The 26,921-nt window shown below is 65.1% G+C and carries 29 protein-coding genes and 4 pseudogenes; 3 read left to right on the forward strand and 30 right to left on the reverse strand.

Annotated features, from left to right (window positions below):
* Positions 1–135: 135 nt before the first annotated feature.
* Together Q7W02_20485 and merB are read right to left on the reverse strand one after the other, a co-directional pair.
* Positions 136–318: pseudogene (locus Q7W02_20485) on the reverse strand (glutaredoxin family protein).
* A gap of 169 nt (positions 319–487) precedes the next feature.
* A complete protein-coding gene (merB, locus tag Q7W02_20490; GenBank protein ID MDO8478526.1) occupies positions 488–1,042 on the reverse strand; it encodes an organomercurial lyase in 555 nt (184 codons plus the stop codon).
* A 108-nt stretch (positions 1,043–1,150) separates the two neighbouring features.
* On the opposite strand from merB, the gene Q7W02_20495 reads away from it, so the two are divergent.
* Positions 1,151–1,639, forward strand: a complete 489-nt coding sequence (locus tag Q7W02_20495) for a helix-turn-helix domain-containing protein (GenBank protein ID MDO8478527.1) — start codon at positions 1,151–1,153, stop codon at positions 1,637–1,639.
* Between the two features lie 1,280 nt (positions 1,640–2,919).
* Here the strand turns inward: Q7W02_20495 and Q7W02_20500 are convergent.
* The 26 genes and pseudogenes from Q7W02_20500 to Q7W02_20625 all read right to left on the reverse strand — a co-directional run bounded on the left by Q7W02_20500 (position 2,920) and on the right by Q7W02_20625 (position 23,027).
* A complete protein-coding gene (locus tag Q7W02_20500) occupies positions 2,920–3,204 on the reverse strand; it encodes a sulfurtransferase TusA family protein (protein MDO8478528.1) in 285 nt (94 codons plus the stop codon).
* A gap of 3 nt (positions 3,205–3,207) precedes the next feature.
* A complete protein-coding gene (gene moaA, locus Q7W02_20505) occupies positions 3,208–4,242 on the reverse strand; it encodes a GTP 3',8-cyclase MoaA (GenBank protein MDO8478529.1) in 1,035 nt (344 codons plus the stop codon).
* A gap of 17 nt (positions 4,243–4,259) precedes the next feature.
* Positions 4,260–4,820: a rhodanese-like domain-containing protein gene (locus Q7W02_20510; protein ID MDO8478530.1), complete on the reverse strand. Its 561-nt coding sequence runs from the start codon at positions 4,818–4,820 to the stop codon at positions 4,260–4,262.
* 36 nt (positions 4,821–4,856) lie between these two features.
* Entirely contained in the window at positions 4,857–6,119 is a 1,263-nt protein-coding gene (locus tag Q7W02_20515) for an ATP-grasp domain-containing protein (protein ID MDO8478531.1), read from the reverse strand.
* 1 nt (position 6,120) lies between these two features.
* Entirely contained in the window at positions 6,121–6,441 is a 321-nt protein-coding gene (locus Q7W02_20520) for a NifU family protein (protein MDO8478532.1), read from the reverse strand.
* Positions 6,442–6,639: 198 nt separating this feature from the next.
* Positions 6,640–8,031, reverse strand: coding sequence for a CUAEP/CCAEP-tail radical SAM protein (locus tag Q7W02_20525; GenBank protein ID MDO8478533.1), 1,392 nt, complete (start codon positions 8,029–8,031; stop codon positions 6,640–6,642).
* 32 nt (positions 8,032–8,063) lie between these two features.
* A complete protein-coding gene (locus Q7W02_20530) occupies positions 8,064–8,372 on the reverse strand; it encodes a non-heme iron oxygenase ferredoxin subunit (GenBank protein MDO8478534.1) in 309 nt (102 codons plus the stop codon).
* A gap of 104 nt (positions 8,373–8,476) precedes the next feature.
* Positions 8,477–8,719, reverse strand: a pseudogene (locus Q7W02_20535) (ferredoxin family protein).
* A 133-nt stretch (positions 8,720–8,852) separates the two neighbouring features.
* The gene (locus Q7W02_20540) at positions 8,853–10,361 is read right to left on the reverse strand and encodes a hypothetical protein (protein ID MDO8478535.1); all 1,509 of its coding nucleotides are present in this window, start codon (positions 10,359–10,361) and stop codon (positions 8,853–8,855) included.
* A complete protein-coding gene (locus tag Q7W02_20545) occupies positions 10,361–10,678 on the reverse strand; it encodes a rhodanese-like domain-containing protein (GenBank protein ID MDO8478536.1) in 318 nt (105 codons plus the stop codon). Before Q7W02_20545 ends, Q7W02_20540 begins: the two co-directional genes overlap by 1 nt.
* On the reverse strand, positions 10,671–11,606 hold the full coding sequence (locus tag Q7W02_20550) for a cysteine synthase family protein (protein ID MDO8478537.1): 936 nt from the start codon (positions 11,604–11,606) through the stop codon (positions 10,671–10,673). The genes Q7W02_20545 and Q7W02_20550 overlap by 8 nt, the downstream gene beginning before the upstream one ends.
* Before the next feature lie 59 nt (positions 11,607–11,665).
* The gene (locus Q7W02_20555) at positions 11,666–11,992 is read right to left on the reverse strand and encodes an iron-sulfur cluster assembly protein (protein MDO8478538.1); all 327 of its coding nucleotides are present in this window, start codon (positions 11,990–11,992) and stop codon (positions 11,666–11,668) included.
* A 3-nt stretch (positions 11,993–11,995) separates the two neighbouring features.
* Positions 11,996–12,448 carry an SUF system NifU family Fe-S cluster assembly protein gene (locus Q7W02_20560; GenBank protein MDO8478539.1) on the reverse strand — a complete coding sequence of 151 codons (453 nt, stop codon included), beginning with the start codon at positions 12,446–12,448 and terminating at the stop codon, positions 11,996–11,998.
* A complete protein-coding gene (locus Q7W02_20565; protein MDO8478540.1) occupies positions 12,448–13,719 on the reverse strand; it encodes a cysteine desulfurase in 1,272 nt (423 codons plus the stop codon). Before Q7W02_20565 ends, Q7W02_20560 begins: the two co-directional genes overlap by 1 nt.
* Positions 13,716–15,059, reverse strand: a complete 1,344-nt coding sequence (gene sufD / locus Q7W02_20570; GenBank protein MDO8478541.1) for a Fe-S cluster assembly protein SufD — start codon at positions 15,057–15,059, stop codon at positions 13,716–13,718. The genes Q7W02_20565 and sufD overlap by 4 nt, the downstream gene beginning before the upstream one ends.
* Positions 15,056–15,847 carry a Fe-S cluster assembly ATPase SufC gene (gene sufC, locus Q7W02_20575; protein ID MDO8478542.1) on the reverse strand — a complete coding sequence of 264 codons (792 nt, stop codon included), beginning with the start codon at positions 15,845–15,847 and terminating at the stop codon, positions 15,056–15,058. Before sufC ends, sufD begins: the two co-directional genes overlap by 4 nt.
* 28 nt (positions 15,848–15,875) lie before the next feature.
* On the reverse strand, positions 15,876–17,336 hold the full coding sequence (gene sufB / locus Q7W02_20580) for a Fe-S cluster assembly protein SufB (protein MDO8478543.1): 1,461 nt from the start codon (positions 17,334–17,336) through the stop codon (positions 15,876–15,878).
* 29 nt (positions 17,337–17,365) lie between these two features.
* Complete coding sequence (locus tag Q7W02_20585) at positions 17,366–18,799, reverse strand: P-loop NTPase (GenBank protein MDO8478544.1); 1,434 nt, start codon at positions 18,797–18,799, stop codon at positions 17,366–17,368.
* A gap of 258 nt (positions 18,800–19,057) precedes the next feature.
* Positions 19,058–19,474: a response regulator gene (locus Q7W02_20590; protein ID MDO8478545.1), complete on the reverse strand. Its 417-nt coding sequence runs from the start codon at positions 19,472–19,474 to the stop codon at positions 19,058–19,060.
* Positions 19,475–19,632: 158 nt separating this feature from the next.
* Positions 19,633–20,760 (reverse strand): amino acid ABC transporter substrate-binding protein, encoded by a 1,128-nt coding sequence (locus Q7W02_20595; GenBank protein ID MDO8478546.1) that lies wholly within the window; start codon positions 20,758–20,760, stop codon positions 19,633–19,635.
* Positions 20,761–20,941: 181 nt separating this feature from the next.
* Positions 20,942–21,046, reverse strand: a pseudogene (locus tag Q7W02_20600) (ATP:cob(I)alamin adenosyltransferase).
* Between the two features lie 35 nt (positions 21,047–21,081).
* A complete protein-coding gene (locus tag Q7W02_20605; GenBank protein ID MDO8478547.1) occupies positions 21,082–21,567 on the reverse strand; it encodes a transposase in 486 nt (161 codons plus the stop codon).
* A 25-nt stretch (positions 21,568–21,592) separates the two neighbouring features.
* Positions 21,593–22,099 carry a winged helix-turn-helix domain-containing protein gene (locus Q7W02_20610; protein MDO8478548.1) on the reverse strand — a complete coding sequence of 169 codons (507 nt, stop codon included), beginning with the start codon at positions 22,097–22,099 and terminating at the stop codon, positions 21,593–21,595.
* Between the two features lie 88 nt (positions 22,100–22,187).
* Complete coding sequence (locus Q7W02_20615) at positions 22,188–22,529, reverse strand: 4a-hydroxytetrahydrobiopterin dehydratase (GenBank protein MDO8478549.1); 342 nt, start codon at positions 22,527–22,529, stop codon at positions 22,188–22,190.
* A 155-nt stretch (positions 22,530–22,684) separates the two neighbouring features.
* Positions 22,685–22,894 (reverse strand): annotated as a pseudogene (locus tag Q7W02_20620) (FKBP-type peptidyl-prolyl cis-trans isomerase).
* On the reverse strand, positions 22,833–23,027 hold the full coding sequence (locus Q7W02_20625) for an SDR family oxidoreductase (GenBank protein MDO8478550.1): 195 nt from the start codon (positions 23,025–23,027) through the stop codon (positions 22,833–22,835). The pseudogene Q7W02_20620 and the gene Q7W02_20625 overlap by 62 nt, the downstream one beginning before the upstream one ends.
* 268 nt (positions 23,028–23,295) lie before the next feature.
* On the opposite strand from Q7W02_20625, the gene tpx reads away from it, so the two are divergent.
* Entirely contained in the window at positions 23,296–23,826 is a 531-nt protein-coding gene (gene tpx, locus Q7W02_20630; protein ID MDO8478551.1) for a thiol peroxidase, read from the forward strand.
* A gap of 64 nt (positions 23,827–23,890) precedes the next feature.
* On the opposite strand, the gene Q7W02_20635 is transcribed toward tpx, so the two are convergent.
* Positions 23,891–24,328, reverse strand: a complete 438-nt coding sequence (locus tag Q7W02_20635; protein ID MDO8478552.1) for an ElyC/SanA/YdcF family protein — start codon at positions 24,326–24,328, stop codon at positions 23,891–23,893.
* Between the two features lie 870 nt (positions 24,329–25,198).
* Positions 25,199–25,522, reverse strand: a complete 324-nt coding sequence (locus tag Q7W02_20640) for a hypothetical protein (GenBank protein MDO8478553.1) — start codon at positions 25,520–25,522, stop codon at positions 25,199–25,201.
* 291 nt (positions 25,523–25,813) lie between these two features.
* Here Q7W02_20640 and Q7W02_20645 point away from each other — a divergent pair, with 291 nt between their 5' ends.
* Positions 25,814–26,365 carry a YceI family protein gene (locus Q7W02_20645; protein MDO8478554.1) on the forward strand — a complete coding sequence of 184 codons (552 nt, stop codon included), beginning with the start codon at positions 25,814–25,816 and terminating at the stop codon, positions 26,363–26,365.
* The last annotated feature ends 556 nt before the right edge of the window (positions 26,366–26,921 follow it).

Consider the following 26,921-nt stretch of genomic DNA (forward strand, 5'->3'; position numbering starts at 1 on the left):
ACAGGACATTCGACTCAACCTACACGCCAGCACTCGCCGTGTCCGTCGTTCCGGAGATAAGCTCCGCTCCTTCGTGCTTTCGTCGGATCTGCCGTCGGCTCCGTGGCAATGAGTGTTCTATTACTTACGCAAAACTCAATAGAGCCCCAAGAGGCGCTTGAGCCGGCCCCGGTCGAATCCGACAATCACTTCGTCGTCGACCGTAATGACGGGCACGGCCATGCGGCCGGTCTTGGCGATCAACTCCTCGCGAGCCGTGGCGTCCTCGGCAACGTTCTTCGCGACAAAGACAATCCCCTGAGACGAAAGAAACTCTTTCGCCGCGTGACAGGACTGTCAGGTGGTCGACCAGTAGACTGTGATCTGCCGGTTCGTCATGGCTTCTGGCCCCTCAGGAGCCCTCCAAAGACCCGCTCGCCGAGCTTGAAGGCCTCGGACACCGGAGTCCCCGCGCCTTCCATCGTGGGATTGGCCTCCCACCACGCCCTCATATGCTCTTCCGACCGGAAGAAGTTGAGGGTCGTTCAGGTTGAGGTCGAGGCCCGCCGCTCGCCGTCGCATCGTTTTCCCGCCCAGACCATGACCCCTTCGGCGCCCGACCCCGGCCCGAATGGATCGGCTGACAACTCAATGGGCTCCCCGCAATGATGGCAGCGCGACCGGATGCGCACCGACTCCCCAACATCGGCGCCACTCCCAACGCGTCGATGGCGCAGCAGACGTAGCGGTCTCCGCGTCCGGATAGATGGACGACAAAGGATGTGGGCGTGGCCGAAAACGGATACGCCAAGTCCACGCGACCATCGCGGATTTCGATCAGGTCGTCCTCGTCCAGCCTCGTCAGGGCCGCTCGAGTATCGTCCGGGGCTCGCTCGGGGAAGGCCCTGATGAACTCCTCAACCACGATGGGGTCGGGCCGCTCGACGAACGCTCGCAGGATGGCTTGTAAGATTTCGGTCTCCCTCGCCAGGCGCCGTGTGGTCCATCGCGCTTCCAGCGCCGGGTCCACCAGCCCCGCTGCGGTCTTGATCTGGAGTGTCATGCGAATCCCCTCCAAGGTCGTCGGTGACCGTCTCGAACCCCTGGCACAACGGTACAGTCTGTAGTAACTACAGACTCAAGCACTTTCTTTGAGGGGGTGGAACCAGACATGAACGCCAGATCAGATGGGTTCCCCATCGGAGCCCTGTCCAAACAGACGGGCTGCAACATTGAAACCATCCGCTACTACGAGAAAGCCGGACTCTTACCCGTCCCCGCGAGGAGTCCCGCGGGCTATCGGCGATACGCCAGCACGCACCTCAAGCGCCTCACCTTCATCCGCCGTGCACGGGCGCTCGGCTTTTCCATCGAAGAGGTGCGGACGCTTCTCAAACTCGCCGATGAGCGCAAACGGCCGTGCGCTGAGGTCCGGGTCGTGGCCGGGGTACACCTGAAGGATGTCCAAGCCAAAATCGCAGACCTTCGAGCCATGGAGCGCGTCCTCCGGGAGACCGTCGCCAAGTGTGCGAGCGGCAGGAGTCCCGATTGTCCGCTCATCGAGTCCTTGTCTCGAGAGGGCCCGGGCAATCCCTCCACGTTGACGGCGAGCCATTTCCGGGCGCATAGGAAGGTGTCGGAACCAGTCAACCGGGACTGAAACGCGACTTTCAGTCCCCTGCGCCGAGAGCTGGACTGGGCCGGCACCGCTGGTTCATATCACGGGCCCGCAATCTCCGAGATCGAACTGCCTGATCTTCGAGGTTGACCTCATCGGAGCGGCGTGCCGCACGAAGGACACGTCGCCGGACTGAGGGATACTCCCCACAGACCTCCGCCTACCGATGACCAAGGCAGCTGTCCGCAACGGGGACATCGATAGATCATGGATGCCACCAGGATGGACGCCAACATGAGCGCGCCGCCAAGGCCCGCGTGCACGTTGATCGGTATACCGAGCAGGGAGTCGGCAGCCCCACGGACCGACCTGAAGACCCAGTAGAGATACGGGAACATCAGGGCGAAGATGCTCATGGCGACGACGTAAATCCGCCTTCGGGTCCGGAACTGGGCAACAACCTGGCTATCGGTCAGCGCGTCGTTCCGCATCACGGCATGGTTGCGCTGAGACCATCGCCCGTACCCGTAGGCAAGCGCCACGAGTGCAAGAACCACAATCGCGTAGGTGAGAACATGATTGCGTGTCTCGTCACTCACTGAATCGCCTCATCCGCCGGCAGCAGGATCGCAACGAACCTTCGGCGCTCCAGCGAGGACTGGAAGCGAGGGGCGGGGCCTGCCGGCTTCATGACGGGGCTGTCGTAGTCGAGGGAGTAGCAAACATACAGCGGCCTACACGTCTCTCAACCTGCTCGTAGAACGCGGTCTTCTCCGCCGCGCTCAATCCGTGAAGCATCGGGCTAAGCATGTGCGTGTCGCGTCAGCTCATACTCGCGCCGCCCTAGCAATGTGCTCGAGAGGGGGTTGGGCGATCTTGGGATTTTCCTTCACGAAGGCTCCCCCGCCTGGTGGCCCCAACGGGATTCGAACCCGTCTTTCGTCACGGTCACGTGTTCGCCACTTTTCTTGAGCGATTCTAGACCACGAGCACCATCGAACTGCGACGAGACTAGAACATGCACAACATACGCGGATTGACACAACCAACGTCTTCACGCAGATTCGCCCGGCGTCCCTCACCTCAAGCGGTCGACGGAGTTCTACGACGACGCGCCGGGGCTCAACTTGCTCAGCAAGTAGACGGGAATCACGACTCGGTGTTTCGAAGAACTTCCCAGAGTTCCTTAAACCCGGGAGCAAACACCTTGCGATCGCTGGCCGCTGAACCGTAAATCCTCGCGCTCGTGCTTAGTTGTTCCTCAGCCTTCTACCGGTAACCGCTCTCAAGCTGGATGAATTCTGGTCCGGGAGGAGTTGATCCTACCGGACTTTCCGGACGAGGAAACGATACACCGCTCCATTTCGGCTGATTTCAACGAGTTCGTTACCCGTTCGCTGCGCCCAGCTCTTCATGTCGGGATCGGAGCTGGTATCGTCGGAGAGCATCTCCAGGATCTGCCCCACGGCCAGGGACTTCATCGCCTCCCTGGTCTTAAGGATGGGGATGGGGCAAAAGAACCCGATGCAGTCGATGCTCTTGTCGGGCGCGATCGGTTGCGCCACGTCCGGATCGGTGGCGCTTCCGGGACGTGAGGGCGCGGCCATCAACTATCCTCCCCTCGTGTGCATTTCGAGGTGAGGGTCCTTTCGGAGGCCTTCGATTTGGACCAAGACGCCTCGGACACCCAGCGCTTCGAGCTCCCTTCGCTCTTCGGCTCCACGGTCTCGCCGTCGTGTCCACCCGGACGCGATGAGGGCCTTGATCTCCTCCATCGAGACCCCGTCCCGCAGCGGCTTCCGCAAGTCGAGCCCCCCTTGAGCGTAGAGGCACAAGTACCACTGCCCATCTGCCGTGAGTCGGCTCCTGTCACACGTCCGGCAGAATGGGGTGGTTGTCGAGGCGATAATGCCGAACACGGTCCCGTCCTGAAGGACGAACCGCTCCGCCGGGGCCGAGCTGACCTCAATGATTGGATCGATTCGCCCATACCGGCGACCCAGAACTTCAAGAATCTCGGCCCGGGAGAAGACCTTGTGGCGCGACCACTGCGTCGCCCCGCCCACGTCCATGTACTCGATGAAGCGCACCTCGGCGCCAGCTCCCTTGCCGTACTCCAGCAGATCGGCAAGCTCGTCCTCGTTGACTCCCCGCATCACCACGGTATCGATCTTCAACCCTCTGAAGCCCACCCGGCGGACGGCTTCAATCCCGCTGAGCACTCTTCCATGGGCGTCCCGTCTCGTCAGCGCCCTGAAGCGCTCGGGGCGGAGCGTATCCAGGCTGACGGTGACGCGGTGCAAGCCGGCCTCGCAGAGCGCCCGCGCATGCTCGTCCAACAGGATCCCGTTGGTCGTCATGGCTAGGTCCTTGACCCCGCGGATTTGCGCAAGCATCCTCACGAGGGCTGGAAGGTCGCTGCGCAGGAGCGGTTCGCCGCCGGTGAGGCGCACCTTGTCGGCGCCAAGCTCCGTGAGGATGGCGACGAGTTCGCGGATCTCCTCGAACGTCAGCAGGTCTCCGCGGGGAAGCCAGACGTACTCCTCCTCTGGCATGCAGTACTGACAGCGGAGGTTGCAGCGGTCCGTGACCGATACGCGGAGGCTGGCGAGGGGCCGGCCGAAGGTGTCGGTGATTGGACGCATTTCCGCTGCGGACGAGCTCACTTCGAGTGGGCGGCGGCCGCCGCGTACCTCGGGACAGCGGGATCTACCTGAGCCGACCAGGCGTCGATTCCACCCGCCAGGCTCCTGACGTTGGTGAACCCCTGGCCGATCAAAAAGAAGGCCGCCTCGACGCTCCGCTCTCCGACATGGCAGTGGACCACAATTGAGGTGTCCTTCGGCCAATGCTCAAGGATCTCCTTGGCGAAGGCCTCCGGGACAAGCCGCGCTCCTTCGATGCGGGCGGTCTTGTGTTCCTCCGGCGTCCGCACGTCCAGGAGCTGAAGCTTCTGGCCGGCCTTCAACGCGCTCGCCAGCTCCTCCGGCCGGATCTGGATGTCCCGCTCCCGCTCGCGGCTCTGCTCGAGATAGCGGATGGCCTCCTCAACGTCCGGGACGTTGTGGCTCGCGCCGACCTGCTCCAGCGTCTCCGTCGGTTGGAACCCGCAACTGCTGCACCCTCCGATGTGATAACGACTGAACAGGGCGCGCTGAGCCCCGGGGAAGACGGCGAGGATCTCCTGCATCATCATGTCTTTGGTGATGTGGTCGGCACCCATGGGGAGCTCCTTTCATTGGATTCGGGAACGTCGGCATCACGGCGAGACGGCCTCGCTCGGCTTTCGCGGCGCCATGACGACGAATTCGAGGCGGCGATGGGCTTCGCGAAGCGCCGCCTCGACGCGCTCGGGCGATTCGGCGCGGGCGAAGATGAACCCGGGATAACTCGCGCCCTCCGGAAGCGGGAGGAGCTCCTGGCCCGGATGGGCCGTGATGGCAACCTCGTCGATCCCCGGGACGGCCCGGGCCTCCGTCTGGCCGCGGATCTCCTTCAGCACCCCGGCGCGCGGGATCGGGATCATCATCACCCCGGCGGCACGGCGCTCGCGCTCGAGCGAGGGGATCTCCATGCCGAGCGCGTGACGGAGGATCAGCTCCTCTAGCGACAGGCCGGTGCCGAAGCTGAGGGTGCGGGAGCACAGCCCGCCGATGGAGCGTGCGGCGAGCTCGATCACCCAGGGCCCGTAGCTATTGACCCTCAGCTCGGTGTGCACAGGCCCATCCCGGAGGCCCAGCGCCTGGGCCGCGCGCGCCGTGCATGAGGCAAGCTCGGCCCGGACGGCTACAGGCAGCCGCGACGGCGTCACGTAAATCGTTTCCTCGAAGAACGGGCCATCCAGAGGATCCGGCTTGTCGAAGAGGGCGAGCACGTGCAGCTCGCCCTTCACCAGCAGTCCCTCCAGGGCCACCTCCCGGCCGGGGATGAAGCCCTCCACGAGAACCTGCCGGGCGGCCTCGCCGTCAGCGGCAGCCTCCGGCGTCCGGAGGATTCTCTCGAGCCGGCGAACCGCGCCGACGAACTGGGCTTCGTCATCCGCCCGGATCACCCCACGGCTGGCCGAGAGCATGAGGGGTTTGACCACGCACGGAAACACCGTCCGCCCCGCCTCAACCACCGGGTCGTCGTCGAAGGAACGCAGGGCGTACGGCGGCACGGGAACGCCGTCTCCGCGGAGCAGCGTTCGCATCCGGTACTTGTCGCGCGCGGCCGCGGTCGACCTCACGGGGTTGTGCGGGAGGCACAGCGCGTTCGACAGTACCGCTGCCAGCACTGCCGTCGCGTCGTCCACGCCCACCACGGCGTCGATCCGGCGCGTCGCGGAGAACTCGACGACCTGGCGCGCAGCCTGGTCGGGATGAAGGAAGTCGAGCGACAGGAAACGGCCTGGCTGCGCCTGCTGGAAGACGTGGGCCCGCTCTGAGGCCACGACGACCTCCGCGCCAAGCTTCCGGGCGGCGCCCAGGAAGGCCGCCGTGCGGTACGTCGTGGTCGGCAGGAGCAGGAGAAGCCGTGGCATGCTACTTCTTCGAAGCAGCGGAGTACGGGTTCTCCCCGGCGGCGTGGTCGGTCACGTCGATGATGTCGACGACCTCGGGAAGCTCCTCCCGGATCATCGTCTCGATGCCCTGCTTCAGCGTGACGTCGGCCATGCCGCACCCCTGACAGCCACCGCCCATTTGGAGGTAGACCATCTTGCCCTTGACGTCGACGAGCGACACCACGCCGCCGTGGCCGGCGACGGCGGGGTTGATCGCCGTGTCGAGCAGGTCTTGGACCTTCACTCTGATCCGGGAGTCCTCTCCCTGCTCCCCATCACTCCGCGCGCTCTCATCGGACACGGCGTTGCGGCGTCCTTGTTGCTCAAGCGTTTCCGGTGCCGCCGGACCCGGCACCGCTTCACCTGACCTCGGCTCAGTTCCCCCGAACCACCGCCTGAAGGGTCCCATCGTCGCTCCTCCATTCCCTGCGTCTTGGTCGAACTACACGCCCGCTATTTCCAGTTGCAGAGGGCCCAACTGGCCCTCGGTGGGCTCGGCTCAGCAGAACCACGGCTCGGTGAGCCGCGGTGGCCGGCGCCTGCCGCCCATGGGTGCCCGCCTTCCGCTTCCCCCGCGTGGCCGGCCGGCCATGGTCTCGGCCAGCTCGCGCACCCGGAAGAACGTGATCGCCGGGTCCTCTTCCACTCGCGTCGCCTCTTCGACCGTCAGGCTGACGGCCCTGTGGAGGTTATCCATACGGAGATCCGGGTGAGCCCAGCGATACGTGAACGAGGCCTGGTCGAGCGGCCCCAGAAACGGCCGGACCGCCGGCCGCTCGAGCAACGCGGAGCCCGGCGGGACAAGAAGCCGGATCGTGTATTGCACCGGGTCCACGTGATCGATGAGCCCCTCGGCCTCGACGAACTCGAGGACGTCGAGGTAGTCATCCAACGTCGACCACGGAGTGAACGCGACCCACGTGGGCCGGAACGCGATGCCGGCCGCCCGGACGATCTCGAGCGCCGTGAGGACGTCGCCGCGCGTGTGCCCTTTCTCGAGGTTCGCCAGCACCGTGTCGCTGAGCGATTCGAGCGCGGAGATCATGAACACACAGCCGAGCACCGCGAGCTCGGGAAAGATCACCCGCCGCTCGAGGATATGCTCTACCTTGGCGGTGAAGTCGAAGGTGAGCGTCGGGAACCCGAGATGCATCGCGCGCACGATCGCGAGCGAGTGACCGGGCCCGTTCAAGAAGTCCGGATCGCCAAACGTGATGTGACTCGCGCCCGAGCGGACCAGGCGCCGGATGTCCTCGAGGACGATGTCCTTGGGAACCACGAAGAACCGGCCGCCATAGACGGGCGGGATGGGGCAGTGAAGGCACATGTGGAGGCAGCCGCGGCTCGCCTCCACGTAACCGACCAGCGCGCGGGCGCCGTCGCGCTCCAGACGGGCGTACTTCTCGAGTCCCGGCAGCCCATCCCGATTCGGGACCGGGAACCGCAACCGTTTGAGGACGGGGCCTCCCGGCTGGCCCCGCCGGTGGACCCCATCGACGACCCCCGCCCGACCTTCCTCAAGCGCCTCGACGAGCGCGACCAGCGCCGTCTCGAACTCGCCCCCGATCACCGAATCGGCTACGTGGCCGAGCAGGTAGTCGGCGTTGAGGGAGGCGTAGAGCCCATAGAAGCAGATGTGACACCCCGGGTTTTTCCGACGGACCTCTTCGGCCACGCGGACGCCGAGCCGCAATGCCGTGTGCATCGGGACCGAGATCCCGACGAAGCGCGCTCGGGCCGCCTTGTCCCGATCGAAGCGCTCGACGGCGATGTCCAGCACCTCCGGGGTGAACCCCGCGCGCTCCAGAAATCCGAGCGGCCAGGCGAGGGCGAGCGGCTGGTGGCCAAGCTCGTAGCAGGAGACGAGCAGGATCGCGCCCGGCCCCCGCAGCGTCTCGGCGAGCGGTTCGTGGACGCGCTGCTTCACACCTCGATCTCGACGTCGGCGCCGGTGACCTGCACCGGGTAGCTCTTGACCTCTCGTCCCGCCGGCGGCCCCAGGACGGCCCCGGTCTTGACGTCGAACCTCGCCCCGTGCCAGGGACAAGTCACTTCGGTTCCCTCAACCGTCCCTTCGGACAGTGGCCCTCCTCGATGCGTGCAGGTGTCACTCAGCGCGTAGAACGCTTCCCCCAGCCGAAAGAGGGCGATCTTCTGGCCGTCCACTTCGACCAGCTTGCCCTGCTGGTCTTCCAACTCATTGGTCGTGGCCACCTTCAGGAAATTGGGCATCGATCGTTCCTCCTCCCTGTCGTTCGGTTCAACTGCGACCACCCGTGCCCTGACTGCTCATCCGAGGTTCGCAGGAATCAGTTCCTTGTGGTGCAAGCCTGGACCCCGGGGTTGTCCACGAAGAACTGCTTGTTCAGCGCGATGAAGTGTCTCCACTGCCCCGGCGTCTCGTCCTCGGTGAAGATCGCCTTCACGGGGCAGACCGGCTCACACGCGCCACAGTCGATGCACTCGTCGGGGTGGATGAAGAGCTGGCTCGGCCCCTCGTAGATGCAGTCCACTGGGCAGACCTCGACGCAGGCCTTGTCCTTGACGTCGATGCACGGCTCGACGATCACGTACGCCATGGTGATCCCCCTCCTCCGCTCCGCCCTTTCTTCAAGCGCCGATGACTCGGTCCCTCACGCTTGCCCGATCCAACTGCTCGTGATCTCGTCATCGTTCCATCCCAGCCGGCCGTTGCCTTCCGGCACGATCCGCTCAACTGGCAGCCTGTTGATGACGCCGAGCGGCCTCGCACCGTGTTTGCGCCTTTGCGACCACGTCTGTCCTCAGAATGCGGGCTTCCGCCTTCGCTCTTGGAATGCCGTAGAGGCGCTCCGCTCGCACCGCAAGCACGGGAACCAGATGCGGTGAGCGGGCCGACGGCAGGTACTCGCGCACCTGGCGCAGAAACTCTCCCCACGTGAGCGATGACTTACCGTCGGACGTGGCGCCGCCCCGGACGGGCCTTCCGAGCTCGCGTCTCCTCTCGCCGCTGGACGGAGATCGAGCTGCCGAACCGTCCGACAGCTCACGGAGCGCGCGATGCACGAACCCGCGTGTCTTCTTCCGCCGGCCCCCAAGGATCAGTTGGAGCGTGTTGAGGCTTGAGGAGTATCCCATGCGGGCTAGGCTCTCGAAGGCGCGCATAGCCAGCTGACGCGGGCTGACGCCGGGGTGCGCGGCGAGCCACCGGCGCGCCATGGCCGTGGCCGGCCGCGCCGGTACCCACCTCAGGTCTGCCTCGACCTGCTCGCGTGCCGTCGCCGTCAGAAGCGGCCTCCCAACGTTCCGCGCGTTACGGATCTGCTCGCGCAGGACTTCTTCCATCGCCTCTAGAACGGCGTACCGGACACGCCCGCGGTCGTCGTTGATAATCTCCTGAAGGTGCGTGATGTTGGCTGAAAGCCCCCATCCCGAAAGCCGTTCCTTCAGCAAGACTGCCAAGCGTCTCGTTGACGGCTCGTGACGGCGGACCTGCCAAAGCCGGCAGAGCTGGCGGAACCTGGATGCGTCGACGAAGGACCGCCATCTCAAAGAGCGCTGGATGTCCTGTTGCAGTTCTCGAGCACGGCGGCTCGCCTCCTCCTCGGAGGTCACGCCCAGCTCCGCAAGACATGCGAGCAGCACGCGGTGCACGGCCCGTCGAACGAGGCGCTTTCTTCCTGCCAGTACGCTTTGGAGCGAATCGATCGTGGAGCGGCTACCTTTGCGACCGAGATCGTTCGCGAGGCGAGAGGCCAGGAAGCGCTTCGACCGTCCCGGGTTCAGATGAAGCCAGAGCCGTACCATGGGGAGAATGCGCTCCACCGTGACATAGGCGGATGCGTGGTCCCTAGGCGGGATCTCGATTCCCGAAGCCGCAAGAGCGCCCTCCAGCTCCTCCTCCCGGGCGAGGCCGTCTCGTTCCCGCAGGATCTGTCGCATCGCAGTTTCGACTTCCGGCGGAACGGTTGAGACGACCCCACTCAGCTGCCGTCTGAGTGTCCCGAGGTCATAATGGATCCCGCCGGAGGCCAGTCCCCGGCTCAGTTCCCGGGCGAGCGCCCCTCGGGACAGGTCGGGATGGCGCCGCAAGTAGAGGACGGCCAGGACGCGGAAGGGAGCGCCGGCGACCCGCTCGGGCGAACCGTGGCTGCCGCCTTCACGTGCCTCGATCGGCGGCCAGTTGAGCGGCACTCGTACGTCAGCATCCGTCCCGTCGACCCGCCGGATCAAAGCGGCCATCAATATCTCGTCATGGCGGGATCCACGCTCTGCGCCCAGTAGTCCAGGCCGCCCAGCAGGTTCTTCGCGTTCTTGAAGCCGAGCTGAGCCAGGTACTCGGCGACGGCCGCGCTACGCTGGCCCACGTGGCAGTACACCACGACCTCATCCTCGGGGTTCAGCTCCTCGGTCCGGTGCTCGATCTCCTCGATCGGGATGTGGACCGCGTTCTCCAGCCGGCAGAGCTTCGTCTCCCAGTCCTGTCGGACGTCCAGGAGGACGACGGGATCGCGCCGGTCAAGCCGGGCTTTGAGTTCCTGCGGGGTGATCTCATTCATCTGGCTTTCCCCTGAAGATGTCGGCGCCCAGATATTTCCCTCCGCCATCGGGGAAGACGGTGACGATGACGCCCTCACGAACCCGCCGGGCCACGGTGAGCGCCGCGGCCATGGCCGCCCCCGACGAGATCCCGACGAAGAGCCCTTCCTCGCGGGCGAGTCGCACGGCCATCTCGTAGGCGTCTTCGGTGGCGATCGCGAGGCTCTCGTTGGCGAGCGTGGGATCATAGATTCCGGGCACGAGGCTGCTCGGCATATGCTTCAAGCCCTCGATCCCGTGTAGCGGCCTATCGGGCTGGAACTCGATCAGCCGGACCGAGGGGTTGAACTCGATCAGCCGCCGGGCGGTGCCGACGAAGGTCCCGCCTGTGCCCACGCCGGCGACGAAGTGGGTGACCCGACCCCCGGTCTGGCCCCAGATCTCGGGCGCCGTCGTCTCGTAATGGGCCTGCCAGTTCGCTGGATTGTTGTACTGATCCGCATAGAAGTAGCGCTCGGGATCGGCGGCGGCGAGCGCCCTGGCCTTTCGGATGGCGCCGTCCGTCATCTCCAAGGGGTCGGTCAGGACCAGGTCGGCCCCGTACGCGGCCAGGATCTTCTCCCGCTCCTCACTGGCATTCGCCGGCAGGCAGAGCCGTACCCGGTAGCGCCGGGCGGCCCCGATCATGGCGAGGGCGATCCCGGTGTTCCCGCTCGTGGCATCCAGGATGATCTTCCCCGACCGCAGGGCGCCGCTTCGCTCCCCGGCGAGCACCATGTTCAGGGCCGGCCGGTCCTTGACCGACCCTCCTGGGTTCAGCCATTCCGCCTTGGCGTAGATCTCGACTCCCGAGAGGTCCCGCGGGATGGTGGCGAGCCGCATGAGCGGCGTGTGGCCGATGGCGGACAAGACCGTGCTCTCTGTGACGCCAGCCGCTGCCTGCGTCATGTGGAGCAGAGGCGCCCCACGGGTGTCGACGCTCACGTCGAGCTCCTTCCTAACGCCACTCACATCATGCCCAGCGTGAGCTTGGCTGCTTCGGACATCATGTCCGTACACCAGGGTGGATCGAAGACGACGTCGACCTTGGCCGCCGTCACGCCGGGAACAGCCTTCACCTTGGTCTCCACTTCCACCGGCAACTCCGCCGCGGACGGGCAGTTGGGCGAGGTGAGGGTCATCCGGACTCCGACGGCGCCTGAGGGGTCCACCTTGATCTCGTAGATCAGTCCGACTTCCCAGATGTTGACGGGGATCTCCGGGTCAAAGACCGTCTGCAGGGCCTCGACGACCTTGGCCTCGATCACAACGGGGTTCACGGGCGTGGTGTCCATCGTCTACTCCGTCGAAACGGTCTCCTGCCCGCCCTCAAGCGCGGCACGCAGGGTGTGCCACGGCAGGGTGGCGCATTTGACTCGAATGGGAAACTCGTGCACGCCGGCGAAGGCGGCGAGCTTTCCAAGTTCAAGGGGATCGAATGTCGCGCCGAGATCTGCGGTGACCATGGCGTGGAAGGCCTTGAACAGCGTCGCAGCCTCCGCCGCGGTCTTTCCCTTCAACGCCGCCGTCATCATCGACGCCGAGGCCTTCGAGATCGCGCAGCCCGAGCCTTCAAAACTCACGCCTCGGACCACGCCATCCTCCAGGCGCAGGTAGACGGTGATCTGGTCGCCGCACAGCGGGTTGTAGCCTTCCGCCGTCCGATTCGCCCCCTCCAGCTTCTGGAAGTTGCGCGGTCTCCGATTGTGGTCGAGGATGACCTCCTGGTAGAGTTCGCGAAGATCAGACATCAGCTGAACAGTTCGATGGCCTTGCGGATCGCCCGGCCGAGCGCGTCGAGTTCTCCTCGCGTGTTGTAAAAGGCCAGCGACGCGCGCGCGGTGGCAGGCACACCGAACCGCTGCATCACAGGCATCGCGCAGTGATGGCCCGCGCGGATCGCGATCCCCTCCTGATCCAGGATCGTGCCGATGTCGTGGGCGTGGATACCCTCGAGCGCGAACGACAGGACGCCGGCCTTCTCCTTGGCCGTCCCGATGAGGCGCAGGCCCGGGATGGCCGACAGCACGTCGGTCCCATACGCGAGCAGCGCCTGCTCGTACGCGGCGATCCGGTCGAGTCCGATGCCCCGCAGATAGTCGAGCGCCGCGCCGAGCCCGACCACGCCGGCGATGTGGGGCGTCCCCGCCTCGAACTTGTACGGCAGCGTGTTGTAGCGGGTCTTCTCGAAGGTGACCGAGAGGATCATGTCGCCGCCGCCCTGGTACGGGGGCATGCCCTCGAGGAAGTCGGTCTTGCCGTACAGGATGCCGATGCCGGTGGGGCCCAGCACTTTGTGGCCCGAGAACACATAGAAATCGCAGTCGAGCTCCTGGACGTCCACCGGGAGGTGAGCCACCGCCTGCGCCCCATCGAGGAGCACGGGAACCCTCTGGCGATGGGCCATCTCGATCATCTGTTTGACCGGGTTGATCGTGCCGAGGGCATTCGACACGTGCACCAGCGCGACGAACTTCGTTCGCGGGTTCAGCAGCCGCGCGTATTCGTCGAGGAGCACCTCGCCATCGTCGTTGATCGGAACGACGCGCAACACCGCGCCCTTGTCCTCGCAGAGCATCTGCCAGGGGACGATGTTCGAGTGGTGCTCCATCCAGGAGATGATGATTTCATCGCCCGGCTTGATGGACGCCCGCCCGTAGCTCTGGGCGACGAGGTTGATCCCCTCGGTGGCGCCCCGCACAAAGATGATCTCGCGCGTGTCCGCGGCGTTCAGAAACCGCTGGACAGTGGCGCGCCCGGCCTCATAGGCCTCCGTGGCCCGTTCGCTCAGGAGGTGGACCCCGCGATGGACGTTCGAGTTTTCCTCGGCGTAGTACCGGGTGAGCGTCTCGATCACGGCCTGCGGCTTCTGGCTCGTCGCCGCGTTGTCGAGATAGACGAGCGGTTTGCCGTGGATCTGCTGCCGCAGCAGGGGAAAGTCGGCCCGGATTCTGCCCACGTCAAAGGCCGGGTGCGCGTCGGGCCCCGGCACGGGCAGGTTCAGTTCAGGGGTTGCTCTCATGGCGTAGCCTCCATCGGCAGGCCATTCTGGAGTCGTGTCGCCACCAGATTGTCCAGCTTGGCGCGGAGCGGCTCGACCTTGATCCCGTTGATGATCTCGCTCGCAAAGGCGTAGGTCAGGAGGCTGCGGGCCGCCTCCAGGCCGATGCCGCGGGAGCGCAGGTAGAAGATCGAATTCTCGTCGAGCCGGCCGATCGTCGACCCATGGGTGCACTTCACGTCGTTGTTGTTGATCTCGAGCTGCGGCTTGGTGTCGATCAGGGCGTCGCCGGAGAGCAGTAGGTTCTTGTTGGTCTGTCTGGCATCGGTCTTCGGCGCCGCCGGGTGCACGACGATCTTCCCGTCGAACACCCCGCGCGCCTTGCCGCCGAGGACGCCCTTGTAGAGCTGGCGGCTCAGGCCGTGCGGCCGGGCATGGTCGATCCGCGTGTGGTGATCCACGTGCTGCTGGCCGGTCGCCATGTAGAGGCCGTTGAGGGTGCACTCGCTGCCCTCTCCGTCAAGGACCACGTTCACGTCGTTCCGGACGAGGGCGCCGCCCAGCGCGATGGAATGCGACGCAAAGGTGCTGCTGCGGGCCTGATGAACCTGCAGGGTGGCGACGTGGAAAGCCTCCTCGCTCTCTCGCTGCAGCTTGTAGTGGTCCAGGACGGCGTTCTCGCCAACGACGATTTCGGTCACCGCGTTGGTGAAATAGACGGCCTTCTCGGTCCCGACGTACGTCTCGACGATCGTCACCTGGCTGTTGTTTCCCGCCACGATCAGATTCCGGGGGTACGACGCGGAAGCCGTCCCCGGCGCCGTCGAGATGAACAGCAGGTGAATCGGCTCCCCGACGACCTCGCCGGCCGAGACGTAGAGGAATGCCCCGTCCTCGATGAAGGCCGTATTGAGCGCCACGAACGCGTGGTCCTCGTAGCCGGCATAGCGGGCCAGGTGCGGCTTGATCCCTTCCGAATCGGCGGTGAGGGCGGCCGCCAGGCTCCCCACCCTGACGCCACCGGGAAGCGCCCGGAGCGACGAGAACTCCCGCGAGTAGTGACCGTTTACGAACACGAGTCGGGCGCCCTCCGAGAGCCCGAAGCTGAGGTGCTCGAGGGCCCAGGACAGGAGCGCGGGCCCCTCATGGCCAACCCGCGTGAAGGGGACCTCCGCGATCGGAGCCACGGCGGTGTACTTCCATTCCTCGTGCCGCGTGGTGGGGAATCCCAGCTCTGCGAAGCGGGCGATCGCCGCTTTGCGGAGCTGGTGGACCCAGGATGCTGCTCCTGTCGCGCCGTCCTTCTCGAACTGCTCAAAGTCCGAGAGATACCCGGCCAGTTCTTGCGCAACGTGAATCATCGCGACGGCCTTCCCGTCCACGCGCTCGTCGGCTGCGCCATCTCGGCTTCGGCCTTGACCCAGTCGTAGCCCTTCGCTTCGAGGTCCAGGGCCAGCGCCCGCCCACCCGACTTCACGATTCGACCGTCAACGAGCACGTGGACGTAGTCCGGGACGACGTAGTTCAGCAACCGCTGGTAATGGGTGATCACGAGCATGGCGCGGTCCGGGCTCCGGAGCGCGTTGACGCCGTTGGCCACGATCTTCAGGGCATCGATGTCGAGGCCCGAGTCGGTCTCGTCCAGGACGGCGAGCGTCGGCTCCAGCACCGCCATCTGGAAGATCTCGTTGCGCTTCTTCTCGCCGCCCGAGAACCCCTCGTTGATCGGGCGGTTGAGCAGGCTCTGATCCATCGCCAGGATTTTCATCTTCTCCTTGATCAACGCCAGGAAGTCGACGGCATCCAGCTCCTCGAGGCCGCGGTGCTTCCGGATGGCGTTGAGCCCGGCCTTGAGAAAGTAGGTCGTGCTCACCCCGGGGATCTCGACGGGGTACTGGAAGCACAGAAAGATGCCCTCCCGAGCCCGATCCTCAGGTGACATCGTCAGCAGGTCCTTTCCCTCATAGATCACCTCGCCCGCCGTGACCTCGTAGTCCGCCCGGCCGGCCAGGACCTGGGCCAGGGTGCTCTTGCCCGAGCCGTTCGGGCCCATGACGGCGTGGACCTCGCCGGCGTTCACCGTGAGGTCGACGCCCCGCAGGATCCCGTTGTTGCCGGCCTTCGCGTGCAGGTTGCGTATCTCCAGCATTCAGCCTTCCTCCCGGACCCTGAGCGTCCTAGCCAACGCTGCCTTCGAGACTCACGCCCAAGAGCTTCTGGGCTTCCACGGCAAACTCCATCGGCAGCTCGCGAAAGACCTGCTTGCAGAAGCCGTTGACGATCAGGTTGACCGCATCCTCCGCCGAAATCCCCCGCTGCCGGCAGTAGAAGAGCTGATCCTCGCTGATCTTCGAGGTGGAGGCCTCGTGCTCGACCTGCGAGGAGTGGTTCATCACCTCGAGGTAGGGGAAGGTGTGCGCGCCGCACTGGTCGCCCAGGAGCAACGAGTCGCACTGCGAGTAGTTTCGGGCTCCGGTCGCGCCCTTCATGATCTTCACCAGCCCGCGGTACGTGTTCTGGCCGTGCCCTGCGGAGATCCCCTTCGAGATGATGGTGCTCCGGGTGTTCTTCCCGATGTGGATCATCTTGGTGCCGGTATCCGCCTGCTGGTAGTTGTTGGTGAGCGCCACCGAGTAGAACTCGCCGATCGAGTTCTCGCCCTGGAGGATGCAGCTCGGGTACTTCCAGGTGATGGCGGATCCCGTCTCGACCTGCGTCCAGGAGATCTTGGAGTTCTTCCCGAGGCACTTGCCGCGCTTGGTGACAAAGTTGTAGATGCCGCCCTTCCCTTCCTTGTTCCCCGGATACCAGTTCTGGATCGTCGAGTACTTGATCTGGGCGTTGTCGAGCGCGATCAGCTCCACGACCGCCGCATGCAGCTGATTCTTGTCCCGCATCGGCGCGGTGCATCCTTCCAGGTAGCTCACGTAGCTCCCCTCGTCGGCGATGATGAGGGTCCGCTCGAACTGGCCGGTGTCGGCGGCGTTGATGCGGAAGTAGGTCGACAGCTCCATCGGGCAGCGCACGCCCTTCGGGATATAGCAGAACGAGCCGTCGCTGAAGACGGCGGCATTGAGCGCCGCGAAGAAGTTGTCGCTGTGGGGGACCACCGAGCCGAGATACTTCTGGACCAGCTCCGGATGGTTCTGGACGGCCTCGGAGAAGGAGCAGAAGATGATCCCCAGCTCGGCCAGCTTTTCCTTGAACGTGGTGGCCACCGAGACGCTGTCGAACACCGCATCGACGGCGACACCGGCGAGGCGCTTTTGCTCCGCCAGGGGGATGCCCAGCTTCTCGAAGGTCGCCAGGAGCTCCTGGTCCACCTCGTCGAGGCTGCCTGGTGCCTTGGGCTTCTGCTTCGGGGCCGAGTAGTAGATCATGTCCTGGTAGTCGATCGGCGGATAGTGGACGTTGGCCCACTTCGGCTCCGCCTCCGACTTTTCCAGGGTCGCCCAGTGCCGGTAGGCCTTGAGCCGCCACTCGAGCATCCAGTCCGGCTCGTCCTTCTTGGCGGAGATCAGGCGGATGATGTCCTCATTCAGCCCCCGCGGAGCGACATCTGATTCGATCTCCGTCACGAAGCCGTACTTGTACTCGCGGTTGGCGAGCGCCTCGATCGTGTTCGTGGCCGTGCTCATCGCGTCTCCTTGTTAGGTGCCCACACACCTCAGGCGTGTTGACCGGCCCCTGCTCGTTCCCGAGCACTCCGCCCGACGCCCGCACAGCTCGGGCAGGGGCAGAGTGCGCGCAAATGCTCGAAGGGGTAGATGCCCGTCGAGTGCCCGTCGCTCCACCGGAAGCGGAGGGCATACCGGCCCACCGGCTCAATGGCGAGCGGACGGACATCCCGGCTGATCGACTCCTCGCGGAGCCGCTTCTTGCCGGACAGCTCATCGACGCACTGGGCACAGCCACAGCCGAGGCGGAGCGCGTAGCCGGTGTAGAGGCTGTCGTGCCCGTCCTTCCAGCGAATGCGGACCTCGGTCGGCAACGGCTGGGTGATCTCCGCGGGCTCCGGGCGCTCATTCGCCACGCCGCCGCCCAGCTGGAGCGTGCTCACCGCCGCCGCGAGATTCTCGGCGACCTGGACGAAGGCGTGGGCACTCGGCGAATCCGGCATCGACTGGACGATGGGGCGCCCCTCGTCGGAGGTGGTCCGGATCTCCGTCGCGAGCGGGATCTCACCGAGGAAGGGGATGTTGTTCACCATCGCATAGCGTCGGGCCCCACCGCTGCCGAAGATCTCTTCACGCTGGCCGCAATGCCGGCACTCGAAGCCGCTCATGTTCTCGACCAGTCCCAGCACCGGCGTGCGGAGCTTGTTGAACATGAGGATGGCCTTCTCCGCCACGTTGAAGGCGACATCTTGCGGGGTCGACACGATGACCGCGCCGGTGAGGGGGATCTTTTGGCAGAGGCTCAACTGGACATCCCCGGTGCCCGGCGGCAGATCGACCAGCAGATAATCGAGCTCGCCCCACTCGACGCCGCCGAGGAACTGGTCCACCACCTTGGAGAGCATCGGCCCCCGCCAGATGGTCGCCTCGCCCTTGGGCACGAAGAAGCCCATCGACATGATCTTCACGCCGTAGGAGACCGCGGGGGTTCGCTGGGCGGGCGCGGGGCCGGCCCCCATGAGGGTCGGGATGGTGGGCCCGTAGACGTCGGCATCCATCAACCCCACCCGGGCGCCGAGCTTCGCCAGCGCGACGGCGAGGTTCGCGCTCACGGTCGACTTGCCGACGCCGCCCTTGCCGCTGGCGATGGGCACGATGTTCTTGACCAGCGGCAGGAGCTTGTCCTTCTGCTCCGACCTGGTGACCCGCACCTGCGAGGTCATCGTGAGATCAACCGCCCTGACGCCCGGCAGCGAGAGCACGGCGCGGTGCGCCTGCTCCTTCATCTGGTCGCGCACCGGGCAGGCGGGCGTCGTCAGCTCGATCGTGAAGGCGACGGTCCCGCCGTCGATCCTGACGCCCTTGACGAAGCCGAGCGACACGATATCGCGCCGGAGATCCGGGTCCTGGATCGTCGCCAGCGCGCTCAAGACCGCTTGCTCGGTGATCGTTTCTGTCTGGGCTCCCTGGTCAATGACACGCATCGATACGTCCCTTCCCTCTACCCGATCTGCTGACCCGCTTGGCGCGAATCACTGTCCCGCCTTTCACGCCGTTGTTCCGATACGAGTCGCAATGGCGCGTCACGACCCGATCAGGCTCACGATCCATGACGGTATGGGCACTCGCCACGCACCGCCACATGATCGGGAAGGCCTCCGGATGGTTCGTACTGGCCACGCGCCGCAGATGCTCAATATCCAGGCGGAGCGGGGAACCGTCGCGGGGGCAGGAGAGCGGGATCATAGGAGCAGCTCCGCCTCTTCTCCCTGTTCGACGCCGAGCGCGATCATCTGCGCGATTTCATGGTTCGCGGTGGGGGGCACCAGATGGAATGCGACCCCCTTTTGCTGGACCGCTCGGCCCTCGATCACCGGGCGACTGGAGATGGCCACGACGGGCAGGCGCGGGTCGATCCGTCTCGCAATGGAGACCAGGAAGAGGGCGTCGAGCCCGGGGGTCTCGAGATCCAGGATCAGGCGATCGAACGAGAGCGCCATCAGGGCCCGCACCGCTTCCATCCCCCGGCGGCACACCGTCAAATGGACGTCTCCCCCGCCCGACGCGGCGCGCAGCGCCGTCAGCAGGTCCTCGTTAGCCGAGCAGATCAGGATGTTGTGCATCGTTGCCTCTGCCCCCCACAGCAGAGCAATGAGCATGCCACGACCATCCCGGTCAGAGGGTCGGCGAGGCCGTGGCGTAACGTCTTATGTTCACGAGGAAGATTCGCGTAGAGCCGGACTGCCTCGCAGGGGGGAGTGGCGAGGGAGAACGCGCGGGGGTCGGCGTTTCGTCCCCTGACAGAACGTTTTGTCCCCTACCGAGAGATCACCACCTTCCGGCCTCCCCGCCACTGAACGAGGAGCACGCGGTGGCCGATCTGGCGCGCGGTCAACCGGTCCAGCCGAAACCCTCCGTAGAGGGTCGTCGTCTCCAGGGTGTGGGCCACCCTGAGGAGTGGCTCATCTTCCAAGCTTCCTGCCCCCCGAAGGCACTCTCCGACCACAATCCCGATCGCGAAGGCCTGGGCGGCGGGGTACTCCGGCCTCTGGTGAAATCTCGTGTGAAACGCAGAGCAGAACCATTCGGAGTTGGGCCCCGTGAGGGGCCCGTCATCGGCTGCCGGCTCCCACTGGCTGGGTCCAATCACTCCTTCGGCCAGAGCCCCGACTTCCCCATAGAAGGCCTCGAGCCCCGCCCCGACGAACGCCAGGGTCTTGACGCGGCTCGCGAGGTCCAGATGCCTGACGATCACCACATCATCTTGAAAGCTTCCGGCCCCGACGAGGAGATCGGGTTCTACTGCGAGGGCCTCCTGGAGCAATGCGCGGACGTCCCGGATCGGCGAGTCGAAGGGGATCAACCGGATCATGTCGAACCCGGCGGCCTTGGCCCCATCCGCCACGCCTCTGGCCACATAGGCGGCAAAGGATCCGGTCTTTCCGTAGACCACGCTCATCCGCGCGATCGAGGGATCCTGACTCCTCACCAGGAGCGGGAGAGCCTTGAGATAGTCGCTGGCCGGGCTGGGCACGCTCGCCAGATACCGCCAGCTCCCCTGGAAGATCGCATCCGAGGCTCCGCCATGGTTCCAGAGAATCTTTCCGTGGGCCTCAGTGAGGGGCGCGACGGCCAGCGTCAGGCCACTCGAATAGGGGCCGATGAGGAGATCCACATGATCCTGGGTCAGAAAGCGCAGGACGTTCTCTTTCGCGAGGCTCGTTCTGCTCCTGTCATCGAGGATGAGCAATCGGAGCTGGCGGCGAGACCCTGCGAGCCCCAGCGGAAGTCCTCCCGCTCCGGTGACGTAATCGGCCCACAGTTGGAGCCCGTTGAGGACCTGCTTCCCCTGCAACCGGAACGGCCCGCTGAGGGACAGGGACACGCCGGCCAGGACCTCGCGACGGTGAGCCACCTCGAGCTTCAGCGGACGCCGCCTCGCCACCAGGTTTCACACGAGCACGCGGCCCACAGCGTGTCAATGAGCAGATCCCGGTCCGCCAGGAGACACATGTCCGTGGAGACGCTCTTGTGCCGGCCTGCCCCGGAGATGTGGACCTCTCGATTCTCGACGCGACGGATCTCCCCAGGGGTAGTCTCCACGCTCGTCCCCCCGATCGAGCCGTCGCAGCGATCCGCGGCCAATCTTTCGGCACGCGCTTGCCGCCGACCAATGCGGTGGTCCCTTCGTCGCCCGTGCGTGTGTCCACGCGTGTGATGCCGGTCGTCATATTGACATTTTGATAAATAATGGATACATCCGGCATCACGTCCAAGGCAGCTCAGAGGCCTCGATGCACGACCACAGAAGTCGCTGGGAGCTTTTGATGCGGCGGATGGAGCGGCGCAGCGTCGTTCCCAACTCGTGGATGTCCTTTGGCGAGCTGTTGGACAAGTCATGCTTGGCCTTGGTCCAGACGAATTCATCCGGATTAAGCTGCGGCGCGTATCCCGGGAAGCGATGGGCACGGAGCCGTTTCTGATGAGCCAGAAACGCTTGAACGTCTTTTCTTCGGTGGATGGAGCCTCCATCCCAAAGGAGTTCCACGTTGCCGCGCAAGTGACGCAGGAGGTGCCGCAGGAACGCAAGGACTTCCTGGCCGGCGATGTTGGTCGTGTGGAACTGGATATAAAGTCCCAGGCGACGGCGGGAGGGAGAGACGGTGACTCCCGAAATCGCCGAGATCCTGTCCCGCTTGTAGCTGTGCCAGAGCAAAGGGGTCTTGCCGACCGGCGCCCAAGTCTTGGCCACATTGGGGATAAGCAGGAAGCCGCTTTCATCGAGGAAGACCAGGTGAGCGTGCCGCGCTTGGGCTTTTTTTTATCCGCGGCCAGGTCGTCTTCTTCCAGCGCGCAATCGCCTCTTCGTCCCGCTGGATCGCTCGCCGTTCGGGTTTCTGCCAGCTCCACTTTAATCCCGCAGACATCACATGCCAGACGTGAGTGGACCGGTAGCGAATCCCGAAACGTTTGTGGATCACTTCCGCGACCCGTTTCAACGTCCAGAGATCGGTGGAATAGCCAGCGGCCTGCGATCCTTTCAGCAGAATCCGCTTCAGCTGTTCTTTCTGCGCCTCGGACAAGCGGCACGGTCGTCCTGCGTTCAGCTTTGGCCGCAACCCGCGCAGGCCTCGCTTCTGGTACGTTTGATGCCAGCGAACGACCGAACTTAAACTGGCACTCAGCGTGGCGGCGACCGTTCGGTATGGTTTGCCCGCTTGCAGCATTACAATGGCGCGACGTCTTCGCGTTTCCAACTGCTGGTGCGTTCCATGAGGTCTCATACTCCATAGTGTATAACTTATTTGCGAATGTATCCATTGTTTATCGAAAGATCAATAATCGTCGAGACCGGGCGACTGCTCGCGCCCCTCAGCCCCCACCCAGTGAATCGGTCTTCGCAGCCATGACGAAGTCATTGCGGTGGAGCCCGTGGATCTTATGGGTCCACCAGGTCACCGTCACCCGGCCCCATTCGGTGAGCAGAGCGGGATGATGGCCTTCCGCTTCGGCGAGGACGCCGACGCGGTTGGTGAAGGCGAGGGCCTCAGCAAAGTTGGCGAATCTGAGCATCCGCTCCAACCGAGGAATGCCATCCCGCTCCACCAGTTCCCAGTCAGGAACCTGCGGCCTGAGTTCTTCTATCTCCGCCGCGGTCACCCGCGGGGCATCGCGGCGGCAGGCGACGCACTTTTCACTCGCCAGACTGCTCATTCGCGCACCTCTCTCTAGGCTTAATTGTGGACCGGCCCTCCCGAGCACCCGTGCGCCACGCCTCGCCATGGCTTCGCGGCGGCTGTGGGAGCCGCGAGGGCGGCCGGGAGATATACCGACAAGACTCTTTGACGCGTCCCCGTCGGGCAATCAGATCAAGCGGGATTGATCCCCAATAACTCCACCTCGAAGATCAGGGTGGCCCCGGGCGGAATCACCTTGCCAGCCCCACGGTCTCCATTGGCCAGGTGGGCAGGGATGATCAGCTTGCGCCTTCCGCCCACCTTCATGGTGGCCACGCCCTCATCCCATCCTGTGATGACCCGGCCCCGGCCGAGGGGGAACATGAACGGCTGGCCGCGGTCCACCCGACTTTACGAGCGCCCGCTCAGTGCGGCGGCCCAACTCGGGACGCAGCTCGGCGACCATGACCGTGTAGCCTTCGGCTGCGAACGCCTCGGCTGTGGCTCGACCGATGCCGCGCCCGGCCCCGGTCACCACGACGACGCCAGCAGACGGCCCCTTCTCGTTCAAAGTTCTCCGGCCTTCCCGCGGTCCGCTAAGGATCACGCCCCTTCTCGACTGGCCGTCGGCGCTGGGTTCGCTGCCAGCAAAGTGAACCTCCCCCGGGCCAGGTCCATGTTGGCTATGCGCCTCCTAGCCCGCGCCGGGCTTCTAGGTCGCGCGGCGGGCCGGGCTGCGGTATCGTAGGGGCCCGGCAGCAGCCGGCACCCACGTCAACTGGCTCACTCACCAAGGAGGCACCATGGCGCAGGAGCGCGCAGCCGCGGTCAATTTCAAGAGCAACCCAGTCACGCTGCTGGGTCCGGAGATCAAGGCAGGCCAGCCAGCGCCCGACTTCGCCGCCGTGGACATCGAGCTCCAATCCGTCAAGCTTGATCAGGCCCGCGGCAAGGTCGTCATCCTCTCCGCGGTCCCATCGCTCGACACGCCCGTATGCGACATGGAGACGAGGAAGTTCAATGAGGCGGCGGGCAATCTGGGCGGCGTGGAGGTCTGGACGGTCAGCATGGACCTGCCCTTCGCGCAGAAGCGATGGTGCGGGGTGGCCGGCGTGACCAATGTCAAGACGCTGTCCGACTTCCGCGGGCAGTCCTTCGGGCAGAACTACGGCGTGCTGATCAAGGACGGGCCGCTCGCCGGGCTCACGGCCCGCGCGGTCTTCGTCGTGGGCAAAGACGGCAAGGTCGCCCACGCCGAGTACGTCAAGGAGATCACGACCGAGCCGAATTACGACGCGGCTCTCGACGCCGCGAAGAAGGCGCTGTCGGCCTAGCCTTGATGATTCACGAGCACGCCACCCGCCCGAGCTCGGTGTCCTGGCTCATGAATAATTCAGGTTAGTTGAGGAATCTCGAGATGTTGAGATAGATCGCCGCCAGCCCGAGGTACTCGTGCAGCACCGCCTCGGCCTGGCGGCGCTTGAGCCACCAGCCGTCTACCAGGAAGTCCTCCTCCTGCGCGAGCACGACCAGCCCCTCAATTCCCAGGCCCGCTCCCCGCTGCCAGACCAGCTTCACGCAGCGGGAGTGCTGAGGGGAGGTGACGAGGATGACGCGCCGCCAGCCCCGCGCCTGCGCGGCCAGGCCGACGAGACGCAGCTCGGCTTCCGTGAAATCGACAGGCTCGGGCAGGAGCACCAGGGCTTCGGACGGCACGCCGTGGCGTTCGAGCACGAGCCGCGCCTCGGCCTGGATGTCGTGGGCACGGATGCCGAGGCTCATGAGCTCGCGCACCCGCCCGGGGGTCCGCTGGTTGGACACCACGACGCGGGGCACCAGGCCCTCCGGTAGAGGGACGCGGCCGTTTTCTCGCGGGAGGGGATGCCGCCGGCCACGACCACGATGGCCTCAGCAGCCCGGAGCGCGTCCTCGACGACGAGCGCCCGAGCCAGCCCCCGGAGCGCCGCAGCATAGCCGACGACTGTGACAAGGGGAAGAGCTGTGACAAGAAGGGAAGAGCCTGGGCCGCGGGGCGCCATGACTGAGAACGGGCTTTATGTTATCTACGCTCCGCTCGCGATTCGCGTCCAGGCCGGTCAGGGGGGAATTCACTCTCGTCATCCCGTATAGAAAGAAGCAGCAGTCAGACGAGGGACCGAGGTCTGCAACTTCCTGATTTCTCGGCAAGTGGGGCTCCGGTCCCCTCTCGCTTCTGAGCAGTTCTTAGCAGGTCTATACGGACATATCACGGACACAGCTGCCGCTCGATGTCCGCCTTCTTCTATAAATGAAAGCCCGGTGAGCGAGCTTGCCGTGAAGTTCGCTGATGCGTAGTCCCACGGTTGCTTCCTGGTGGAGCCGTAATTGTGGGCGCGCCGACGCCCTCTCTCAAGGTCATGCGCCTGGCCTTCGGCAACCTCATTCTCGCCAGATCCTCTGGGAGTACAACGCGACTGTGGCAACGGCAGTCCCGCCACCGCCAGTGGCTCGGCGAGCTGGGCCATGACGTCTGAGTCTTCCCGATGGCTGGAGGCCCGCAGCATCGCCTGGGCCGCTCTGGCGCCTACGCGGAAAATCCCACTTCGAGCCCGCGATGACGAATGGGAAGCACCCCTCGCGCTGCGGGTGCCAGTGGGTCCGCACCGGGGAGTCGACGGGTATGGGAAGAGACAGGATTCTTACGAGGTCAGACAGTGGACGCGGGTTCTACGGCTCCTGCCGATCCAGCTTGGCGGGGGCAGCGAACTGTACCGCCTCATTGACCTTGGCGACGATGCGCGTCCAGAGCGCGTTCGGTTGGTGCTCCGTTGCGTGTTCACGCCGTGCGTCGCACCAGCGTTTGAGGACCTGACCGTCCTGGAGGCTCAGCTCGATCCAGTAGGGATCTGCCTCGCCAGCGAGCGGGCTCCGCTCGCCCACGCCCCGTATCGTGGACGCGATCCGGGAGTCGAGCTGAGGTTCGGCTCCTGCATCGAGTGCGGCAAGGATCTCCCGCATCTGGTCGGGGGTCCAGCCAATGCTCACCTTCATGGCGGGTAATGTAACCACCCCGGCCACGAGCTGTCAATGTGCTGTCAATCTGTCACTGACCTGGGCTCCGCTCGCGCTCAGCGGCCGGTTACGCTGGATCGCCTCCGGATTCGTCGAGTCAGACCCCATGTAGATAATGCGCCCGATCCTCGCCCGCGTCTGACCGCCTCCGTCCCGTCGGGGAAGGAGCGGAGGTATACTTGCGCCTGGAGGGATCCCCCACAGGTTCCGAGAGATCGGCGCCGTGCTCGATGAGAGGGACTGTCACCGCCGCTGAGGAAGGAGGACATGATGGCGACCCAACAGACCGCGCTTCCGACCTGGACCCTCGATCCCGTGCATTCGAGCATCGAGTTCTCGATCGAGTTCATGGGCATGTCGACCTACCGGACGGGCTTCCGGGCGCTGGAGGGCACACTCCGGTTCGACCCGGACCGCCCGGCGGAGTCTTCGGTGTCGGCCACGATTCCGGTCGCCAGCGTGGACGTGACGAACGACCGGCTGATGGGTCGCCTCATGGAGGACGACCTGTTGGGCGGCGCCAACCATCCGTCCATCACCTTCCGCAGCACGCGAGTTGACGTCGTGTCCCCGGAGAGCTGGAAGATCTTCGGAGAGCTGACCATCCACGGCACGTCTCGACCCGTCACGCTGGATGCGCGCTACCTCGGGCAGAAGAAAAGCCCGTTTTCGGGCAAGATGATGGCGACCTTCCGGGCCGAGACCATCGTCAACCGCGGGGATTTCGGCGTGACCTGGAACGCCCCCCTCGAGGCCGGAGGCACGTACCTCGGAGAGCGCGTCCATCTCTCCCTGCTGATCGTCGCGGCGCGGCAGGACTGACGAGCGCGGCCCCCGTCCACGACGCTCTACCCTAATGGCGGACATTGCCTCATACAGCCCGTGGCTGATCGTGTCCGTGGCGCTCCGCCTCGGGCTCAGACGGCGGCTCTCCGCGAGGCCAGAGTGAAGTACTGGAGCGTTCGACGGACCGAGAGCCCTCAACTGCAGGGCTCGCGAGTCGAGGTCTCTGCGGACTCCGACAGACGGATCTTCTCGTACGAGTGCCTCACCGCTACAGGTCGCAGCGTTGGGCTTGATCCGCTTTCGGAGATGCTCAACGAGAGGCGGAGACGATGGCGCTCATAGCCGTCCACGGGCTTGCGACGATCCGTCGGGCAGCTAGTGTAGTGTCCCATAAATGACTTTACATAGGTCTGCAATATAACCTATCCTATGAGGCATGAGAACCGCAGCCCCCATCCGCTTGTCTCCCGAAGAGCACGCGACCTTGGCCACGTGGGCGCGTGGCCGGAGTGTCCCATTTCGACTGGTGCAGCGTGCACGGATTATCCAGATGGCGGCCAACGGCATACCTGGGCAGCGCATCGCGCAAGAC

It is taken from the genome of Candidatus Rokuibacteriota bacterium, assembly GCA_030647435.1.
Taxonomy (GTDB): Bacteria; Methylomirabilota; Methylomirabilia; order Rokubacteriales; family CSP1-6; genus AR37.

Coding starts and splice junctions, on each gene's coding strand:
- merB (MDO8478526.1), bottom strand. CDS start 1,042: ATGACACTCCAGATCAAGACCGCAGCGGGGCTGGTGGACCCGGCGCTG.
- Q7W02_20495 (MDO8478527.1), top strand. CDS start 1,151: ATGAACGCCAGATCAGATGGGTTCCCCATCGGAGCCCTGTCCAAACAG.
- Q7W02_20500 (MDO8478528.1), bottom strand. CDS start 3,204: ATGGCCGCGCCCTCACGTCCCGGAAGCGCCACCGATCCGGACGTGGCG.
- moaA (MDO8478529.1), bottom strand. CDS start 4,242: ATGCGTCCAATCACCGACACCTTCGGCCGGCCCCTCGCCAGCCTCCGC.
- Q7W02_20510 (MDO8478530.1), bottom strand. CDS start 4,820: ATGGGTGCCGACCACATCACCAAAGACATGATGATGCAGGAGATCCTC.
- Q7W02_20515 (MDO8478531.1), bottom strand. CDS start 6,119: ATGCCACGGCTTCTCCTGCTCCTGCCGACCACGACGTACCGCACGGCG.
- Q7W02_20530 (MDO8478534.1), bottom strand. CDS start 8,372: ATGCCCAATTTCCTGAAGGTGGCCACGACCAATGAGTTGGAAGACCAG.
- Q7W02_20540 (MDO8478535.1), bottom strand. CDS start 10,361: ATGGCCGCTTTGATCCGGCGGGTCGACGGGACGGATGCTGACGTACGA.
- Q7W02_20545 (MDO8478536.1), bottom strand. CDS start 10,678: ATGAATGAGATCACCCCGCAGGAACTCAAAGCCCGGCTTGACCGGCGC.
- Q7W02_20550 (MDO8478537.1), bottom strand. CDS start 11,606: ATGACGCAGGCAGCGGCTGGCGTCACAGAGAGCACGGTCTTGTCCGCC.
- Q7W02_20555 (MDO8478538.1), bottom strand. CDS start 11,992: ATGGACACCACGCCCGTGAACCCCGTTGTGATCGAGGCCAAGGTCGTC.
- Q7W02_20560 (MDO8478539.1), bottom strand. CDS start 12,448: ATGTCTGATCTTCGCGAACTCTACCAGGAGGTCATCCTCGACCACAAT.
- Q7W02_20565 (MDO8478540.1), bottom strand. CDS start 13,719: ATGAGAGCAACCCCTGAACTGAACCTGCCCGTGCCGGGGCCCGACGCG.
- sufD (MDO8478541.1), bottom strand. CDS start 15,059: ATGATTCACGTTGCGCAAGAACTGGCCGGGTATCTCTCGGACTTTGAG.
- sufC (MDO8478542.1), bottom strand. CDS start 15,847: ATGCTGGAGATACGCAACCTGCACGCGAAGGCCGGCAACAACGGGATC.
- sufB (MDO8478543.1), bottom strand. CDS start 17,336: ATGAGCACGGCCACGAACACGATCGAGGCGCTCGCCAACCGCGAGTAC.
- Q7W02_20585 (MDO8478544.1), bottom strand. CDS start 18,799: ATGCGTGTCATTGACCAGGGAGCCCAGACAGAAACGATCACCGAGCAA.
- Q7W02_20590 (MDO8478545.1), bottom strand. CDS start 19,474: ATGCTCATTGCTCTGCTGTGGGGGGCAGAGGCAACGATGCACAACATC.
- Q7W02_20610 (MDO8478548.1), bottom strand. CDS start 22,099: ATGAGACCTCATGGAACGCACCAGCAGTTGGAAACGCGAAGACGTCGC.
- Q7W02_20615 (MDO8478549.1), bottom strand. CDS start 22,529: ATGAGCAGTCTGGCGAGTGAAAAGTGCGTCGCCTGCCGCCGCGATGCC.
- tpx (MDO8478551.1), top strand. CDS start 23,296: ATGGCGCAGGAGCGCGCAGCCGCGGTCAATTTCAAGAGCAACCCAGTC.
- Q7W02_20640 (MDO8478553.1), bottom strand. CDS start 25,522: ATGAAGGTGAGCATTGGCTGGACCCCCGACCAGATGCGGGAGATCCTT.
- Q7W02_20645 (MDO8478554.1), top strand. CDS start 25,814: ATGGCGACCCAACAGACCGCGCTTCCGACCTGGACCCTCGATCCCGTG.